Origin of the sequence: Nostoc sp. PCC 7107 (assembly GCF_000316625.1) — a bacterium.
Classification (GTDB): domain Bacteria; phylum Cyanobacteriota; class Cyanobacteriia; order Cyanobacteriales; family Nostocaceae; genus Nostoc_B.
The window spans coordinates 4,249,221-4,267,559 of sequence record NC_019676.1 but is presented as its reverse complement, the minus strand read 5'-3'; the positions used below and the strand labels follow the sequence as shown (position 1 = coordinate 4,267,559).

Genomic DNA, 18,339 nt, shown 5'->3' with positions numbered 1-18,339 from the left:
AGGAGCGTGACCGTTTTGGGGTAAAAAAAGATAGGTCAGGTATTCTCAACAAGACCTATCAAATGATAATGTTACCTAAATTCTACCAAAACTGCTTTCAAAATGTACTGACACCCGCACAGTACAAGATGCTAGAAATCTTACTAATGCTATTGCAATTTCATAAAACTGTGACAATTGAGAAACTAGCAACAGTATTTCCACAACCGATAAAATTTGAAAGTCGGAGGCGGAGTATACAAAGATTTTTACTACTACCTCAGTTGTCGATTCCATATCTGTGGTTTCCCCTGCTCAAACGATGGGTGAAAAATAGTCTGAAAAGAGGAGAGAAACGGCTAATATTTGCGATTGATAGAACACAATGGCGTTCACAAAATGTATTTGTAATTAGTTTAATAGAACAAAAAAGAGCAATACCTGTGTACTGGCTATTGTTACCTAAAAAAGGATGTAGCAATTTGGGAGAGCAGAAAAAATTAATTCGTCCACTATTGCAGTTATTTAAGGGATATCAAATGCTGGTACTGGGAGATAGAGAATTCCACAGTATAAAACTAGCAAATTGGTTACATAGCAAGGGCATTGACTTTGTATTGCGTCAGAAACAAGGTACTTATATTCGGCAAGAAAACCAATCACACCAACGCTTACAATCTTTGGGATTAACTCCTGGCATCTCGTTTTTTTTGACAGGGATTCAAGCAACTAAACAGAAAGGGTTTGCCAATTTTAATCTCGCCGGATATTACAAGCGCAAATATCGTGGAGTTGTTGAGCCTGCTGGCTGGTTTTTATTAACTAACCTTGATAGTCTCAAAGATGCCATTAAAGCATTTAAGTTGCGGAGTGGTATCGAAGCCATGTTTAAAGATTGTAAAACTGGGGGGTATAATCTCGAATCTACTTATGCTGATGGTCAACGTTTGATAGCACTGATTTTATTAATTGCTATTGCCTATACTTGTGCTATTTTAGTTGGTCGTAATTCTCGCTCCTCTGGACTACAAAAATATGTTGGTCGTCTGAAGGAGTTACAACGATTGCACCGCCGACATAGTGCTTTTTGGATTGGTTTGTATGGTCAGTTATGGGTAGGGGCAATGGAATTTTGGGCTGATTTAGCTCATGAATTGATGCGCCTCAAGCCCAGTAAACTGCCATATTTTCAACAAGGTCTACGGGCTATGACTCTTATCCAGTCTGCTTTATAACTTTTTTGTCACCCCTTCAGCGCACCCTTTTTAATGGACGGTTATCTCTACTCGTTTAAATTTATTTTTTATACCAAAACTGAATAAGTAATAGTATTTAGGTTTGGAGATACAGTAATGAATATTGACTTACTTAGCTATCGTCAAAAATTAGGTATAGGTCAAGTACAGGTTGCTAAGATATTGGGTATTTCTAACGAAGAAGTTTGTCTTTATGAACAGAAGCCTGAAACAGTTCCAATGGGGCTTTTAGTGCAATGGTTAGCAATATTTAATCTTGATATTGCTAGTGTTATGTCACCACCAACACAAGCATTGAAAGGAATTGACCCAGGTAATCCTTACGCTGAACTTTATCACAATATAAATTTATTAAATCAGTATATCAATGCGGCTCCAACTGTAGAGCGAATAGACATACCAACACCACCAACGATACCCAATGATTTTAAAAAGCTAGTAAAGTCCTACAAGCAAAAACCTAATCTAGCATTAACAGGAGGATTTGATGCTGGTAAATCACACTTAGCAAATGCTCTATTAGGTAGCAAAAATCTACCAGTTGGTTATCAACCTGCCACAAGAGTAATTACATTTGTTCGTCATATAGAAGACCGTCCTGAATGGTTTAAAGAAGATGTTTTGATTTTTGAAGAGGACTTTTGGTTAAAGGATGAAGGCGGTAAGCAAGTCATTGACTTATTACTTTTTGATGACAAGGAACGTTGTGAGCAGTATTGCTTAAAAGCAGGAAGCTTTCATATTTTGCAAGAATATGGAGTACATGGTAGCAATGACGATGTATTAGCTCATGCAGCTGTAGTTTATCTGGATTCTGCTTTACTACGAGCCTGCAACTTAATAGATCTACCTGGTTATTCAGATCAACCTGATGAAGTTTCAAAAGATGTTGAGAAAGCTAATAGTGCTGCACAGATAGCTGATATACTGATATATGCTTCACCAGCTAAGGGTCACATTAATGGTCAAGATATGATACGTCTTGGCAGCTTGTTACGTTTACTTCCTACACCAGAGAATGAATGTAGTAATTTTCCTACACTAGGTAATCTCTTTATTGTGGCTACCCATGCCGATCCAAGTATCTCGGACTATCAACTCAAGGAAATTTCAGATAAAGCCTCAAAAAGACTCTACAATCATCTCACTGAAACTGTGATAGAGCGTCGTAGACAAAACACCAACCGTACTATTTCAGAAACAGAATTAAGACAAAGGTTTTTCACTTTCTGGTCAGAAAAACCTAACAGATGTCAACACTTATTTGATCAACTAACTAATATATTAGGTAAATTTTTCCCTGAAGCACGTATATGTCAAATTAACCGAGAAATTATAAATATTAAGGAGAATACTATAAAAAAGTATATTGATTTAATTAACAAATATGAAAGAGATATTGCTGATGAAGAAGTCAAAACTGCCCAGCGATCACAGTTAAATTTATTGGTAGAAAATGATCATATTCGGCAAGAATAAAATCACCTGAAAAGGCACAATCTTTTAAAGAGAATACATGAGTTAAAAACAATTACAAAAACCGAGTTTCAAAAATATGCAGAACAGCTTCTAACTGTTAATACTGTGGAAAGTATTATTTGTGCAAAATATGATAACAAAAAAGATGCACAGGAATATCTAGCAGGTTACTTATCAGAGAAACTACAAAATGAGCTAGAGAACATTATTAAAGATAATTCAGACAAATTTAAGCTGGAAATTGATACTTTCTTTTTAAGTTACGCTGAAGCACAATTTCATGGATATCAAGCAGAAGAATATACAAATTCTAAAACTTTTCGTTTTGATTGGGAAGCATCTGTGATGGGTGCAATTGCAGGCTTAGGTAGCTTCGGTGCTTTGGCTGCTTGGGCAATTTCGTTAGGTAATCTTGGTGGTTACATATTAGTTGCAAAGTTCGTTAGTTTTTTATCAGCAATTGGTATTGGTTTTGGTTTCAGTGGTGGTACGGCTGGAATAATGACCATCGTAGCTGCTATAGGTGGGCCAATCGTGCTTGGAATAGGTCTGTCTGTTACATTAGGTTTGGCAGTTGCAAACTTATGGAGTTCCTTGACAGAATCATGGCAAAAGCGATTAGCTAAACAAGTGGTTAAAGATTTTGGAAAACAGCCTGTGTGTGAACAGTTTTTTAAAGGAATTGATAAATTCTGGGAGGACACTGCTAATGGTTTTGAAAAAGTTGCTGATGTGGTAGAAGGTGATTGGAAGAAACATCTTGAACATATGGATGAAATAACTGCCTCTACAACAGAATCAAAAGAGCGTATTGAAGGAATTTTGAAAATCTTAAAATTATGCCAAGATTTTTTCAGCAGACTTCCTTGGGTCAATCTCAATTGCCAGTGTTGATTTATCTACAAAACTAAATCCTAATTTCAAGTCCTTATTGAGGACTTTTTTGGTCTATAATTTAAAATTAATCATAGTTCTACTTAGTAGATATTTATTCCGAGAAAAATAGAGGTAGGAGAAATGCAACAATAACGCTAATCAACACAAACACCTCAATAATTCTCAGGGTTAAATTATTAACTAGTAATTGATTAATTGTTGCACTAAAGTTAGTTTGCAAACTACTCCACCAAGCACGGTAACGAGTAACCCAATGATTAGGACTATCTTGTGGTCGAACTTGCCACGAAAACATAGATAATAATAACGGCACATCACCCACTTTAATAGACATTAAAAGGTGAATAGCTAAACAGCCAACTATCACACACCAAGCTGTGAAGTGTAGCGTATACCAAATATGATCAATTTCTCCTCTAGGAAGCCATTCTTCTTTCATCATTCTGCCAGAAATGACAGATAATACAGAAGCAATCAGCATCAGAGTGTTAGCTAGTCTTTGCAGGCTCACCCACCAAATCGGTTTACCAACTTGGCTGAGTTGTTCCCATGAATTAGTTTGGATAAGTCGCCTATTCCCAGCATGAAAGCTGTAGAGGGCAAATGCTGGTAGCAAAATCAAGAAAAATAAGGCAAAAGTGCCATGAATCCCTTGAATATCACCAAGTTGGGGCAAGGGAATTTTACCAAATCGCCCATCGTAGGTATTGTAAACTAGGAATCCAGTAATGATTGCTGCGATCGCTAGAATTCCACTCACGCCATGCAGTAGTCGCAACAACAACGGTTGATAGGGAACAGAACGAGGCATAAAAATATTTATTCTGCACAACAAATATAAAAATATTTTAAGATACAGTGTGATTATTTTTTATTTATGCTCAAAAGTCCGCTTCGCTATCCTGGCGGTAAATCTAAAGCGATAAAACAAATTGCTGAATATATTCCAGATAATTTCTCGGAATTTCGAGAACCTTTTGTTGGTGGTGGTTCTGTATTTATTTATTTAAAGCAAACATATCCTCATTTAAAAATTTGGATTAATGATTTAAACCCTGAACTATTCTTATTTTGGAAAATCGCTCAATCTGATATAACTCTATTAGTTCAAGAAATACGTCAAATTAAACATAAATCTACAGATGGTAAATTATTATTTACACAATTAACTAATATAGACGTAAAAACTTTGTCTGATTTAGAAAGGGCAGTGCGCTTTTTCGTACTCAACAGAATTACTTTTTCGGGAACTATCGAATCAGGTGGATTTTCTCAGGAAGCTTTTGATAAAAGATTCACAGATTCATCAATAGAAAGACTAGAAAAATTAGAGTCAATTTTAACAAAAGATATACAAATAACTAACTTAGATTATAGTTATCTTCTAAAAGAACAAGGTAAAAATGTATTTCTATTTTTAGACCCCCCATATTTTAGTGCGACTAAATCTAGACTATATGGCAAAGATGGTGACTTGCATACCTCTTTTGAACATCCAAGATTTGCTGATAACTTAAAACAATGTCCTCATCCTTGGCTGATTACTTACGATGATTCTCCGAATATTCGACAAAATTTCCAATGGGCGAATATCTATGAGTGGGAATTGCAGTATGGCATGAATAATTACAAAAAGAATAGTGCAGCTAAAGGGAAAGAATTATTTATTACTAACTATCAAATAGAGAAATTTCGATAAATAATTCACTTTGATAGCTGCTCATTTTCCGGTACGATATCTGCCATATATCCTTTTTAGGAAGCCTTGGCGATCGCATTTCATCACTTACAACCCTAGCTATGACAACTTCCCCAGAAATTTCTACAAGCTGGTATATTCTGCTACAGCAATTAATCGATGGTCAATCTTTGACACGCCCCCAAGCTGCGGAATTGATGCAAGGGTGGCTGAGTGAAGCCGTTTCCCCAGAGTTATCAGGGGCAATTTTAACAGCCCTCAATTTTAAAGGTGTTTCCGCTGAAGAATTAACGGGTATGGCTGAGGTACTACAATCTCAATCTAAAGCACTCAGCACTCACAACTCAACCCTCAGCACTGTAATCGATACCTGCGGAACTGGTGGCGATGGCTCATCGACTTTCAATATTTCTACGGCGGTGGCTTTTGTTGTGGCGGCTTATGGTGTACCCGTAGCGAAACACGGTAATCGTTCCGCCTCTAGTTTGACAGGTAGCGCCGATGTTTTAGAAGCATTGGGTGTCAACTTAAGCGCTCCTGGGGAAAAAGTCCAAGCAGCCTTACACGAAGTTGGGATCACCTTTTTGTTTGCCCCTGGTTGGCATCCAGCCCTCAAAGCAGTGGCTCAATTACGCCGAAATCTGAGAATTCGCACGGTTTTCAACTTACTGGGGCCGTTAGTCAATCCCTTGCGTCCGACTGGGCAAGTGGTGGGGTTATTTACGCCCAAACTTTTAGAAACTGTGGCTCAAGCGTTACATAATCTTGGCAAACAAAAAGCGATCGTTCTACATGGGCGCGAAAGAATTGACGAAGCCAGTCTTGGAGATTTAACTGACATAGCCGTGTTAGCTGATGGCAACGTGCAGTTAACAACTATCAATCCCCAAGAGGTGGGTGTTACACCTGTTTCGATACAGGCGCTACGGGGTGGAGATGTGCAGGAAAATTCTGAAATTCTCAAAGCTGTGCTGCAAGGCAAGGGAACAACAGCACAACAAGATGCCGTAGCGTTAAATGCTTCATTAGCCCTACAAGTTGCGGGGGCGATACCATTGTTAGATCATGCTCAAGGCGTGAGTATAGCTAAGGAAATTCTACAGAACGGGAGTTCGTGGACGAAGTTGGAGGATCTAGTTCAATTTCTACGGAATTGACTTCTGAATGCGATTGGGGACGGAACTCAACAACATTGCGTTTAATGGTGACATCGTAATTACCAAAAAAGTCATGTCCTAATAACCCAGTTTCTAGTTCTGTTCCAGCGATCGCCACTGGTACACGATTCACTCTTACCCCACTAATCGCCATTGAATCCACATAACCAACAGGAAATTCTACGGCTCTGGAACTGGCAGTATTTGCTTTGGCTTTACCTACAGCGACAATCCCTAACTCATTAGCCATCTGCTGAGTAATTACAGTCCCACTTGCCCCTGTATCGACAATCATGTCGAATTTCTGCTGACCGTTAAAGGTAACTTCCACAATTGGCGTACCGCCAACGCGGCGTTTGATTGGGGCAACAAACACATTTTTTTCAGGAAGCGGAACTTCTACCGCGGAAAAAACCCGCTGTTCTGGCTGCTGTCTGATTGTAACAGTCGGTTGTGGCATAAATTTAGCCACAGTTTTGGGCTGAGGAACGGCCACCACTATTTTTTGATTGTCAGTTGAGGCCTGCTGCAAATTAGGATTGGCCTTTTGCAGGGCGTACTTCACCTTACGTTGGTATTCGACTATTTTTCCTTGAGCCGAGACAAAATCTGGACTTTGGCGGTTGACTTTTTCCATGAGGGCGATCGCCTCTTGAAATTGATTTGCCACTAAGTTCCAATCCTCAACCGATTGTGCCGATTGACTAATACTCACGGCTCCTGTGGCTTTGTCTAGTCCCAATTCAAACGAATTTGGCTCAAGTTCCGACGGCGGCAGTGCTTTAGGTTCTGGGCGGTTTACTGGGGCTGCTGATTCGACAGAAGGCTGTACTAATGAATTGTCAGTAACTACAGATTGTTGATTACCAATATTCTCAGTAGTCTGTTTGTCTTCACTACAAGCAACACCCAAAACGGCTAAAGCGCTTGAGATCAAAATCAGGGCTGCACGAGATAAAAAAGACTGAAGCATAATTGATATCTATTTTACCTACCCAAACAACTGCAAAACCACTTCTGCCACCGATTACCCTGGAAAAATTATGAAGTATGAATTATGAAGTATGAAGTGTCAGACTTTGCATTTGATGATTTACACTTTTTTAGGATGAAGAAGCAGTGCCGAAGTAAAAATCTCATATTTCAGACTTCAGACTTCAGACTTCATACTTACCCAATTCCTAATCTATCGCTTATGTCCCTGTCTGACGCAATACCTGCTTTACTTGTTTTGGCAGATGGCACTGCTTACCGTGGTTGGTCTTTCGGTGCGACGGGAACCACAATCGGGGAAGTGGTGTTTAACACTGGTATGACCGGATATCAAGAAGTATTAACCGACCCCAGTTACTGCGGTCAAATTGTGATTTTTACCTATCCTGAATTAGGGAACACAGGCGTTAATTCTGAAGATGAAGAATCGGCGCGGCCGCAAGCGAGAGGAGCGATCGCTCGCAATATTTGTCACAAACCAAGTAACTGGCGATCGACTCAATCCTTACCTGAATACCTCAAACAGCACCAGGTTCCCGGTATCTATGGCATTGATACCCGCGCCCTCACCCGCAAAATTCGGACGTTCGGCGCAATGAATGGGGGGATTTCTACAGAAATTCTCGACGAAGCAGAATTGCTAGAACAAGTGCAAGGCTTTCCCAATATGGCTGGCTTAAATCTAGTCAAGGAAGTCAGCACACCTCAAGTTTATGAATGGTCAGAACCAACCATCGCTGAATGGGAATTCAACGCAGAAAATGTTACTCCTGGCGGAGAATCTTTTACCGTTGTCGCCCTTGATTTTGGTGTGAAGCGGAATATATTGCGCCGTTTGGCTAGTTACGGTTGTCGCGTCATTGTTGTTCCGGTAAACACAACAGCAGCAGAAATTCTCAGCTACAATCCAGATGGCATCTTTCTCTCCAACGGCCCTGGCGATCCAGCTGCCGTGACCGAAGGTATCGCAACAGTCAAAACACTGTTAGAAAGTGAAAAACCCATGTTTGGTATCTGTATGGGACACCAAATTTTGGGTCACGCTCTAGGCGCAGAAACTTTTAAGCTCAAATTCGGCCATCGAGGTTTAAATCAGCCTGCGGGTTTAGAACGGCGGATCGAAATTACCAGCCAAAACCACAGTTTTGCCATTAACCCAGATACTTTACCTCAAGCAGTTGTCGAGATCAGCCACCTGAACTTGAATGATCGCACTGTTGCTGGTGTCCGTCATAAGTCTTTGCCCATCTTCTCGGTACAGTATCACCCCGAAGCCAGCCCCGGCCCCCATGATGCTGATTACTTGTTTGAGCAATTTGTCCAAGCAATGCGATCACTAAGCACAGTTACTAACGCTGAGGTTAAGTAAAAATATAAAAAGTGCTAGATGGAGACTGCCAAAATCAAAAGTTAAAAGGCAAAAGTCAAAGGATTTTTTACTTTTTACTTTTTACTTTTTACTTTGCCTCGATTCTGCTACCCTAGCAGGTTGTAGACAATGTGCATAAAAACCATCTATACTTGAGCGTTCACTTTTAATGATTGAGGAGGGAATTATTGCTGAACCACTTAATCTAACCGTAAGCCTGAGAGGCACTCGTGAAGCCCGGGATAACTATCAGCTATTCCGCCTCACAGGTTTGTTAGATGCCTTTTCTGAACCGACATTTAGCAAGGTACTGGGTAGTAAAATTGAAGAGGGGCCAAAGCATATTATTCTGGATCTCTCAAAAATTGACTTTGTTGATAGCTCTGGCTTGGGAGCCTTGGTAAAGCTGGCCAAGCAGGCTCAATTGGCTGAAGGCACCTTGCAAATTGTCTCCAATCCCCGCGTTACCCAAACGGTCAAACTTGTTCGCTTAGAGAAGTTTCTCTCTCTGCAAACTACAGTGGACGTGGCTCTAGAAAACATCAAGGAGTCTTGATTAGTTTGACTTGAGGGTTAAATTCAGCTATCCGATAGTTTATCTGGATAGCTTAATTTTTATAAAAGCTGGCTTTTTTACCTCTCTCCTTGCGAGAGAGGTAAAAAAGCCAGCCATATTCATATACCAAAAACTTAAATATTTAAAAGCCCTTCCAGATGGCGAAGAAGAATTAGTCTAATTCCTCTTCCATGCTGACTTATATCTAATTTCTGGAATCCAAAATCTCTGATAAAAAGATAGAATTAATTGGGTAATCCTGATAGTATAGATTGTGCTAAGTAATATACTTTAAATATACTCAAGAAAAATTAATTACCTCAAAAGTATTCTGTCAAGAAATGATGAATTTGTGAAGTCCCACGAGGAAGAGCCAATAGATAGACAAGATGAACCTCCTATAGCTGATTTATCTTGGGTGCAAGCCTGTTTAGCGAACACCGTGCAATTACGCCAAGCAATTTCCCCAACACAAGTGCAGCAAATTTCTCCTGCTGCTTTAGCATATATAGGAGACGCAATTTATGAGCTTTATGCTAGAATATCCTATCTATTGCCATTACAGCGACTAGAAACTTACCACCGTTTGGTAGTGGCCCAGGTGAGAGCGGAAACACAAGCCCTACATTTGCGATCGCTGATTCCTCATCTGAGGGAAGCCGAACTAGAAATTGTCCGTCGGGGGCGTAATGCCTCTACAGGACGACCTAAACGCCTTGCTCCCGAAATTTATCAACAAGCAACTAGTTTAGAAACTTTGATTGGTTACTTGTATCTAACTGACATCCCACGCTTAACTGAATTGTTGCAGAAACTTCATCTCGACCAAGAGTGAGAAATCTAACCTGATTAGTAAAAAATTGGTGTGTTCGGTTTAGCACCTTTAAGGCTTCAGGATGCCTACTTATAAGCTATACATTCAAACTCATTATGACTAGCAAACCCAAAAAACTCCAGACCTCTGGCGAACCCAATCGTGGGCGAACTGTGAAAATTAAAAGCAAACGTTTTATTGGTAATCCTATTCGGAAAGCCAAACCAGGCGAGCGAGATAATCATCCCACTCCCAGCAATTCCCACCCAAATCGCCACTTATCTCATCCATCTCCTGTTCTCAAAAATACAGAAGATAAAGATAACGAAAGTGATTTGATCTACGGTCGCCATCCAGTTTTGAGTGCTTTAGAAAATCAACGTGAATTAAATCGGATTTGGGTAACAACTCGGTTACGCTACGATCCCCGATTTCACAATTTGCTACTTCAAGCGAAAGATAATGGCTCAGTTATCGATGAAGTAGAACCTAAGCGTCTAGACCAAATTACTGAAGGTGCTAATCACCAAGGTATAGCAGCCCAAATTGCCCCCTACTCATACCTAGAATTACCAGACTTAATTGCTAAAGCTAAATCTGTCGCCAACGATCCCGTCATTGTAGTAGCAGAGGGCATCACTGACCCCCATAACTTGGGAGCCATTATCCGTACTGCTGAAGCAATCGGCGCTCAAGGCTTAGTCATTCCCCAAAGAAGGGCTGTGGGGATCACCTCAACAGTAGTAAAAGTAGCCGCAGGTGCTTTAGAAAAATTTGCTGTAGCTAGAGTTGTTAACCTTGGCCGAGCTTTAGAAGAACTCAAAGAAGCTGGCTTTTGGATTTACGGCACCGCCGCCACAGGTAGCGAACCCATACATACAGTGCGCTTCACTGGGCCTGTAGTTTTGGTGATTGGTTCTGAAGGCGAAGGCTTAAACATGTTAACCCAACGTGCATGTGATGTTTTGGTGTCAATTTCCCTACAAGGAAAAACCCCTAGTTTGAACGCCTCTGTTGCCGCTGGGATGGCACTTTATGAGGTTTATCGCCAACGTTCTTTGAACACTTTGTATCTGAATAAGTTACAAAAACCTCTTTGAAAAACAAGAGCAAAAGAGTATAAAGAAATGTAAAGCATACAAAATAGCAGCGTAGTATCTAACAACTACTACCAGATTGATCAATCAGCAACTACCATGAAAACCATCGGGTACGACATGAAAGAAGCTTTAATCAACACATTTAATAGTCTTGGATTAGCGTGGTGGGTGGAGATTTTAACACAAAGCCCCCGTTGCACCTACTACTTTGGGCCATTTCTGACTTCAGCTGATGCCAAAATAGCCTTAAAAGGCTATGTGGAAGATTTAGAACTTGAAGGGGCGCAAGGAATACAGGTGAATGTAAAACGCTGTAAACCAGATAATTTGACAATTGCCGAAGACTTGGGGGAACGGATTGACCGCAAAGTAAAGCCTGCCTTTAGCGGTCAGATGTAATTTTTAGGCAAAAAATCAATTAATTTGGGATTTTAGATGAACTTTCCATCCAAAATTGCAAATCTAAAATCTAAAATTTTCTTGGTGTGCTTCTAACCATTGGTCAATGTCACTCAGTACCTGATGCGGAATTTCCCACGGGAAAAGATGTGCAGTATGGGGATAACATTGCCACTGGCCGTTCTTAAGGTGTCTGGCGGTTTCTAAACTAGATTCGGCTGTGATGTGGCGGTCTTGTGCGCCTGCTAGTACCAGACTAGGGCAATTAATCTGCTCTAGTTCTGTTAAACGATTGTATCTAGATCGTAGGGCAGTGGACAAGGCACGTGTGGCACCAGCCGAAGTTTGCAAATAAGCTGGTACAGCTTCTTGAGCAATGTATTTATAGGCAGTAGCTGTATGTTGCTGAATCAGGTAACGAAACAGCGATCGTTTGCCAAATGTATCAATATTCCATTGCCAACTAGGCTTGATTAAATTCAATATCCCAGCTATCCCTGTATAAAGGTTATCTTGCCAAGTTATGGGGGGATGGTTGCCATAAGGTCTAGCAGCTGTGGCCACCAAAATTAGCCCAGTAATACGCTGTGGCATCCTGAACGCTAATTCCATTGCCAAAATACCGCCCAGCGACCAACCTAATATCAAGCATTTTTCAATTTTTAAACGGTCTAAGAGCGCCTCTAGATCAGTTAAATGATCTGTCATGGCAAAATCACCTCGATAGCAACTTTTGCCGTAACCACGCAAATCTGGGGCGAAAGTTTGAAAGCGTTTTGATAAGTGGTTGGTAAATACAGAAAGACTACGACCAGAACCAGGATGACCATGTATCGCTAAAATTGGAAATCCTTGACCTTGAACGTAGGTGTTAAGGCTGACAGTACCCACAGTTGAAACCATGTAATTTGAGATTGATTGTAAGAATTCAGAAGTCAGAATCCAGAATGATTAATATAGCAAAGTGCTGTAAAGCCCTGCGGGCATGGCTGCGCTTAGAGCGGTAGCGGGGCGTTTAGCCCGTGCTGAGTAGGAACTAAGCATAATTAATTTGGGTGCGATTCTTTTAGTAATACGTGGAGTAAGTTTTAGACAAACGCTTCCCTATTGCCGCACTTGTAACTCAAGATTTGTGTGAGAGCTAATTGAGATCGCCAATGCTAGTTTTGAGTTCGGGCGATCGCATTTTTTAAAGGGCGATTTCCCACAATGAGGTAAGCTTAAATAATTGATTAACGGCTTAATTGAGCGGTAATTGAACTCCTCCAAATCAACACCGAAATATCACAATATTGGCCGATCCAATGATTTGTTATGGCCTTTCTGAATGCTGCTGGAAGTCTAGTCTGGTGGTAAACTAATTTTGCCGTTATTATAGTTCTCCCACAATTCAAATCCCATTTGAAACCTTTGTTTAGACGTATCCATATATGCTTTGACTTCAGACTGCAACAACTTTTTCATCACAGGTTGCTTTGATAAATTTAACAATTTCTTTAATTCATCTTCCGAAAAATCGGCTTCTAGTCTTGCTGCATAGGCATCTTTGAAGTGTCTCCAACCAATTTCTCGTACAAACATCTTCCTAAACCTTGTATAAAGCTTAGAATCGTTGCCCTGACCTATTAGCATACCCATCAAGTGGTCGAAATGTGTATCGTATCTTTTTGCGATTCCTGTCTTTAGTAGTAACTCAGTTGCCAATTTATACTTGGAGGTTTCTCTGGCAGATGTTTTCGCTTGGTATTCAACTAAAGGGAGTTGTTGAGAATTTGCTACATACACCGTGAAGAAGGTAAAGCAGACGATAAGCAACAATCCGAGAAACCTTGAAAATTGTAACTTTACTTTGAACATGGGAATTTAAGTACCTGAAATTCGATATAAAATTACGCCAAAAATCTAATCTATACTGCGGCTAAATTCTCCTGTTATAGCCGTAGCCATATTAGTTAGGAGGCTGCTTGCTTGAGAACGGTTTCTATTGCATCACGTAGATTATCGGATGTGGGTAACAACTTACGAACCCTACTTTTGAGCCATGCCCAACACTTTTCAATCCGATTGAGGTCGGGTGAGTAAGGGGGAAGATAAACGACCTGGCATCCTGCGGCTTCAATTAATGAAGCAATGCGGCCACCATGATGAAATGTCGCATTATCTATAATCACCCACTCACCCGGACGCAAGACCGGAATCAAACAAGTTTCTAGCCAGGTCTCAAACACAGTTCGGTTACACGCCCCTTCGACCGTAAATGGTGCAATCAATTGCCCCTCTCGATACCCAGCAATCATATTAATACGGCCTTGCCGCCGACCCGATTTGAGTTCGTAGAAGCGTTCCCCAACTTCAGAGTATCCGTAGCCGTAGTTGTCGCGTTCATCCATGCCAGACTCATCAACGTACACTAGATGCGATGCTTTCGGGTTTTCGAGTTGTGCTAAAAATGCCACTCTTTTGTCTTCCGAGCGTTGACTATATCCGTATGTTTTTTTTTTACGCGAATGTCCTATTTTGATTAATGCCCTGGAAATCGTGCGCTGGCTTATCTCTCCTTCCCATAGCTGTGCCATTTCGCTTTGGGTTTTATCCCCATGTTCTTTGACAAAGGTGCGAAACTTATCCCAGTCGCTGATTTTGTTATTCTGCTGCAATCAATCCTTTCCTTGCTTTGGGTTTGACTTCACCCGTTTCGGCTCGGCGCTGCAACCACAAGTTGATTGTGTTGCGACTGATATTGAACAGAACACTTGCCTCACACTTCTTGAGTCCGTCCAATTCAATCGCTCCTATGACTTTTCGCCGGAAATCTTCACTATATGCTTTCGCCATTGAAATTGGGTAGATGCAATGCCAACTCTTCTAGTTTACGTCCTCACTTTGATGGCTATAGCTATATCTTCGTTTTATGTAAATGAAACTGACCACTTGTGATTGCCTAATTTTGGCTAAAAGTGTCTAGCCGCTACGCGTCTACATACTTCAGACTTCAGTTCGCTAGAAAACTAAAGTTAAAACTAGCCCAATGATTGACATTTAATATATAGGCATCATTAGCTGTACCATTTATTTCGGCTGCGGGAATGCTGGCATTATGTAAATCTTGTAATACCGCTTGGGCGATTTCCCAAGGATTGACTAATGCACCAATGGGTTGTTGATCTCCCGCAGGAGACTTAGGCGTTTCTAAAGCTTTGAGGGTGGTGGTGAAAGGTGCAATACTCAGAATTAATTGGTGTTCGCATTCGTAAGCTGGCCCCGAAATTGTCCATCCAGATGTAGCAGTATTTTGTGGCAAGGTGACAGTTTCACCAGCCGGGATCATCACTTGTTGGAGTACCGGTTTAGTTTCCGAAGTGTTTGGTTCTTCAACAGTTTGCCAAGGATAGAAAGCGATCGCCGTCCTATGATTTTTTAAACCTAGTAGCATTAAATATACTGAGCGATCGCCTTGATTTTGGATTCGGTATTGAATGCGACTACCAATCGGTACAATGGGAGTGCTGAGTGCTGTTAGTGGTAGCGCGGCGTTTAGCCCGTACTGAGTGCTGAGTGGTTTTTTGGGGATTTTTGGGTCAAGAGTGCGTAAGGTTCCCCGTTGTAAAATTGCCTTTGGTGATATACCATTGACAAGTTCTAAACTGCCCTTGATTGGTAGGCGGGAAGAACCCTCATTTTCTGTGAGTCGCCAGAACTTAGCGGCTAATAGATGCGGTAATTTCGCCGCTAATCGGGTTACTGCTACTTTCACAGCTTCCCCGACTTCACCTGCACTGTTAGCAATTAACTGTCCAGCCGGAGTGAATAAAGCATAGCGGCTGGGAGTTTGCGAAAGTTTACCAAAAACGTAATCTGGTGGTTGTTCTCCTGTGACAACGCTAACCATAGATGCCAATGCGGCAAAGGCGCTGGTAGCATCAACTCGTTCAATTCTTTCTAGTGCTGAATCTAAGACAATATTTAAACTGATATTGCGGGGTAAAACCCTAATTACTTCTTGGACAAGTTGCCCAACTTGGAGAGGATTTGCAACATCTCCCCCAGAAATTTGAGCTTTTGCTGTTAACCCTGTGCGTGATCGCAATATTAACTGTTCGCCATTGGCAGATGAAAACCGAGAATTCACACCGTAGTTTTCTAATACTTGTGGGGGGAGTCCACCTAACCAGATTTGGGCATTTTTACCGTCTTCCTCTGTAGCAATAATTGCTCCTTCTGCGCCAATATTTTGGTCTAAAAGCAAATTCTCGCTAGTTAAGGCCTTTTTCCCATTGACTAAACTGGGCTGCTGTTTACTACCCCATTTAAACATTGTATTCTCCGTATGGGAGAGGCTGAATTGCAGCGATGTGGCTGGATTAGTTTCCCAAAGATATTGAGTTAAAGCATAAGTAAATAAGCCAGCACTAAACCCAGAAAATAGTCCTTCCTTTGCAACTTGTTTGGGATCAGATGTGGCAGATAAGATAACAGCAGGGCTAAATGAAGTTTTAGTTTTGAGTTGTTGGAGAAATTCGATTTCTGCGGTTGCTAACTGTGCTGTTGGTAACTCTTGATGGGTACGAATGCGCCACCCTGTCTGTTGGATTGTACTAGGCGTATCATAACTAGTATCTAAGACTGCGGTAACGCGTTCTGTAGGGAGCGATCGCAGTAATAATAAAAGAGTTTCTTCTAACAGATAAGTGGCTATATTTTCATTTTGAATTTCTAAATTTTCGTTCGTTGGCACTAACGCGTTTTGTAGCGTATCCTCCGACTCATTTAATTTGATGCGAGTCCCGTAACCGCTAAAGTGAAAAACGACGACATCATCAGATTTAACTTGTTTACCAAAATGATCTAAAAAAGCTGCTTCAATAAATTCGCGGCTGGCTTGTTCATCCGTTAACGTCAAAATATTGGCAGCTAAAAAGCCAAACCGATTAATCAACAGTTCTTTTTGCAGTTCGACATCAGTGAGACAGCCACTAAGTGAGGGACTTTTGCGGTATTGATTGATGCCGATTAATAAAGCTAGTTTGCGGGGAGTGGGTTGTGCTAAAGCCTGGGAATAGCTATCGCTCAAAGTCAACCATTCAGCCTCAGTAACACCCAACACCGCAAGTATTGAACCAATCCGTTGTAAAAAAGTCCGACGCTTCATAAATTAGCTATCAGTTCTCAGCCTGTCAGCTAACAGCTTAAGGGGCTGAAGTCGTGACTGTAAAGTTAAAGTTTTACTATTTATCCCTGGACAAGTTTAGGACTCATACCAATTTTATTAAATTTTGTGGAGACGTTGTCTACAACGTCTCTGCTGCTAATTTGCTGATTAAGTCAAAGCTGGAATCGGAATGGGAACTCGCATCGCCCGCGCCAACTCGGCTGCAACTTCCGGGCGGGAGAATTCTGGTGGTGGTAATTCACCCCGACGGAGCATTTCTCTCACTTTTGTTCCTGAGAGGTGAATACGTTCTTCTGGTTTGCTAGGACTAGTTTTAGTCGTCGCCATTTGCTTGGTACGTGTGCAGTAGAACGCGTGTTCAAACTTCATGGGGACAATTCCGATTTCACTTGGCTCAAATTCATCAAAAATGTATTGAGCATCATAAGTACCGTAATAATTGCCCACACCTGCATGATCTCGGCCGACAATGAAGTGAGTACAACCGTAGTTTTTGCGAACTAAAGCATGGAAGATTGCCTCACGGGGGCCAGCATAACGCATTGCGGCGGGGTTGATGGCTAAAACTACGCGATCGCCAGGATAATAATGCTCCAGCAAAATTTCATAGCAGCGCATCCGCACATCAGCCGCGATGTCATCATCTTTAGTTGCGCCCACCAATGGGTGCAAAAATAGAGCGTCTACAGTTTCTAAGGCGCACTTTTGGATATATTCATGAGCGCGGTGGATGGGGTTACGGGTTTGGAAACCCACAATGGTTTTCCAACCATTTTCCCGAAACATTTGCCGTGAAGCAGCAGGATCAATTTGATAAGTGGGAAACTGAGGATGGGGAGCGCGTTGCAACAGCCAGATATCACCAGCAAGATGTACAGAACCTTGGTTATAAACTACCTGCACACCAGGATGATTTGCGTCATCGGTGCGGTAGACATTGACAGCTTCGCGGAGTTTGTCGTAAGTATATTTTTGTGTAAGCTGTAAAACCCCAATAAACCGACCTGCGGGGTTATCTAAGCGAATCAAGTCACCTTCTTTTAGAGGTGAAGCGATCTCTTCTGCTACCGAAAGCGTAATTGGAATTGACCATACCAGACCGTTAGCCAGACGCATTTGGGTGACAACGCGATCGTAGTCTGACTGATTCATAAAACCAGTGAGTGGACTAAAAGCACCGATCGCAATCATTTCTACATCAGAAACCGCACGCTCATCTAGTTGTACGCGAGGCAAAAAATCCGCCTGAGACAGGAATTCTTCTCTTTGTTCCGGTGTGGCGATGCGATTAACTAACTCTCCACCGTGCGGCGCAATAGCATCTTGATGGTGACTCAACGTAATCCCCTCTTAGCGATAACTGTAATTGTTGCAAACTATGTATTAACTAACTTATCAAATGCTGGTACGGAGAGAAAAAATAGTTTGATGATTTTGGCATGAATTTAGACAAACAACGCACCAAAAGCGA

Annotated in this window: 16 protein-coding genes and 1 pseudogene; 10 read left to right on the top strand and 7 right to left on the bottom strand. The window is 41.3% G+C overall.

Annotated features, from left to right (window positions below; genetic code table 11):
* The first annotated feature begins 68 nt into the window (after positions 1–68).
* The 3 genes from NOS7107_RS18330 to NOS7107_RS29445 all read left to right on the top strand — a co-directional run bounded on the left by NOS7107_RS18330 (position 69) and on the right by NOS7107_RS29445 (position 3,608).
* Entirely contained in the window at positions 69–1,214 is a 1,146-nt protein-coding gene (locus tag NOS7107_RS18330) for an IS4 family transposase (protein WP_015110984.1), read from the top strand.
* A gap of 117 nt (positions 1,215–1,331) precedes the next feature.
* Positions 1,332–2,714, top strand: a complete 1,383-nt coding sequence (locus NOS7107_RS29450) for a dynamin family protein (RefSeq protein ID WP_253274456.1) — start codon at positions 1,332–1,334, stop codon at positions 2,712–2,714.
* 105 nt (positions 2,715–2,819) lie between these two features.
* The gene (locus NOS7107_RS29445) at positions 2,820–3,608 is read left to right on the top strand and encodes a hypothetical protein (RefSeq protein WP_253274455.1); all 789 of its coding nucleotides are present in this window, start codon (positions 2,820–2,822) and stop codon (positions 3,606–3,608) included.
* A 94-nt stretch (positions 3,609–3,702) separates the two neighbouring features.
* Here the strand turns inward: NOS7107_RS29445 and NOS7107_RS18320 are convergent, their stop codons facing one another.
* The gene (locus tag NOS7107_RS18320) at positions 3,703–4,422 is read right to left on the bottom strand and encodes a cytochrome b/b6 domain-containing protein (protein ID WP_015114439.1); all 720 of its coding nucleotides are present in this window, start codon (positions 4,420–4,422) and stop codon (positions 3,703–3,705) included.
* A 66-nt stretch (positions 4,423–4,488) separates the two neighbouring features.
* Here NOS7107_RS18320 and NOS7107_RS18315 point away from each other — a divergent pair, with 66 nt between their 5' ends.
* Positions 4,489–5,310, top strand: coding sequence for a DNA adenine methylase (locus NOS7107_RS18315; protein WP_015114438.1), 822 nt, complete (start codon positions 4,489–4,491; stop codon positions 5,308–5,310).
* 101 nt (positions 5,311–5,411) lie between these two features.
* Positions 5,412–6,467 carry an anthranilate phosphoribosyltransferase gene (trpD, locus tag NOS7107_RS18310; protein WP_015114437.1) on the top strand — a complete coding sequence of 352 codons (1,056 nt, stop codon included), beginning with the start codon at positions 5,412–5,414 and terminating at the stop codon, positions 6,465–6,467.
* On the opposite strand, the gene NOS7107_RS18305 is transcribed toward trpD, so the two are convergent.
* Positions 6,397–7,440 (bottom strand): TIGR02281 family clan AA aspartic protease, encoded by a 1,044-nt coding sequence (locus tag NOS7107_RS18305; protein WP_015114436.1) that lies wholly within the window; start codon positions 7,438–7,440, stop codon positions 6,397–6,399. The genes trpD and NOS7107_RS18305 overlap by 71 nt on opposite strands.
* A gap of 222 nt (positions 7,441–7,662) precedes the next feature.
* On the opposite strand from NOS7107_RS18305, the gene carA reads away from it, so the two are divergent.
* The 5 genes from carA (at position 7,663) to NOS7107_RS18280 (ending at position 11,698) form a co-directional block, all read left to right on the top strand.
* On the top strand, positions 7,663–8,829 hold the full coding sequence (carA, locus tag NOS7107_RS18300) for a glutamine-hydrolyzing carbamoyl-phosphate synthase small subunit (RefSeq protein WP_015114435.1): 1,167 nt from the start codon (positions 7,663–7,665) through the stop codon (positions 8,827–8,829).
* A 169-nt stretch (positions 8,830–8,998) separates the two neighbouring features.
* Positions 8,999–9,385 (top strand): STAS domain-containing protein, encoded by a 387-nt coding sequence (locus NOS7107_RS18295; RefSeq protein ID WP_015114434.1) that lies wholly within the window; start codon positions 8,999–9,001, stop codon positions 9,383–9,385.
* Between the two features lie 352 nt (positions 9,386–9,737).
* Positions 9,738–10,220 carry a Mini-ribonuclease 3 gene (locus NOS7107_RS18290; protein ID WP_015114433.1) on the top strand — a complete coding sequence of 161 codons (483 nt, stop codon included), beginning with the start codon at positions 9,738–9,740 and terminating at the stop codon, positions 10,218–10,220.
* A 95-nt stretch (positions 10,221–10,315) separates the two neighbouring features.
* Positions 10,316–11,299, top strand: coding sequence for a 23S rRNA (guanosine(2251)-2'-O)-methyltransferase RlmB (gene rlmB / locus NOS7107_RS18285; RefSeq protein ID WP_015114432.1), 984 nt, complete (start codon positions 10,316–10,318; stop codon positions 11,297–11,299).
* Between the two features lie 96 nt (positions 11,300–11,395).
* The gene (locus tag NOS7107_RS18280) at positions 11,396–11,698 is read left to right on the top strand and encodes a DUF1816 domain-containing protein (protein ID WP_015114431.1); all 303 of its coding nucleotides are present in this window, start codon (positions 11,396–11,398) and stop codon (positions 11,696–11,698) included.
* Positions 11,699–11,761: 63 nt separating this feature from the next.
* Here NOS7107_RS18280 and NOS7107_RS18275 read toward each other — a convergent pair whose 3' ends face one another.
* The 5 genes and pseudogenes from NOS7107_RS18275 to sat all read right to left on the bottom strand — a co-directional run bounded on the left by NOS7107_RS18275 (position 11,762) and on the right by sat (position 18,206).
* Positions 11,762–12,601: an alpha/beta fold hydrolase gene (locus tag NOS7107_RS18275; protein ID WP_015114430.1), complete on the bottom strand. Its 840-nt coding sequence runs from the start codon at positions 12,599–12,601 to the stop codon at positions 11,762–11,764.
* Positions 12,602–13,039: 438 nt separating this feature from the next.
* Positions 13,040–13,555 carry a DUF2059 domain-containing protein gene (locus tag NOS7107_RS18270; RefSeq protein ID WP_015114429.1) on the bottom strand — a complete coding sequence of 172 codons (516 nt, stop codon included), beginning with the start codon at positions 13,553–13,555 and terminating at the stop codon, positions 13,040–13,042.
* Positions 13,556–13,650: 95 nt separating this feature from the next.
* Positions 13,651–14,533, bottom strand: a pseudogene (locus NOS7107_RS27975) (IS630 family transposase).
* 157 nt (positions 14,534–14,690) lie between these two features.
* The gene (locus tag NOS7107_RS18255) at positions 14,691–16,847 is read right to left on the bottom strand and encodes a caspase family protein (protein WP_015114428.1); all 2,157 of its coding nucleotides are present in this window, start codon (positions 16,845–16,847) and stop codon (positions 14,691–14,693) included.
* Positions 16,848–17,015: 168 nt separating this feature from the next.
* A complete protein-coding gene (sat, locus tag NOS7107_RS18250; protein WP_015114427.1) occupies positions 17,016–18,206 on the bottom strand; it encodes a sulfate adenylyltransferase in 1,191 nt (396 codons plus the stop codon).
* Positions 18,207–18,339: the final 133 nt, after the last annotated feature.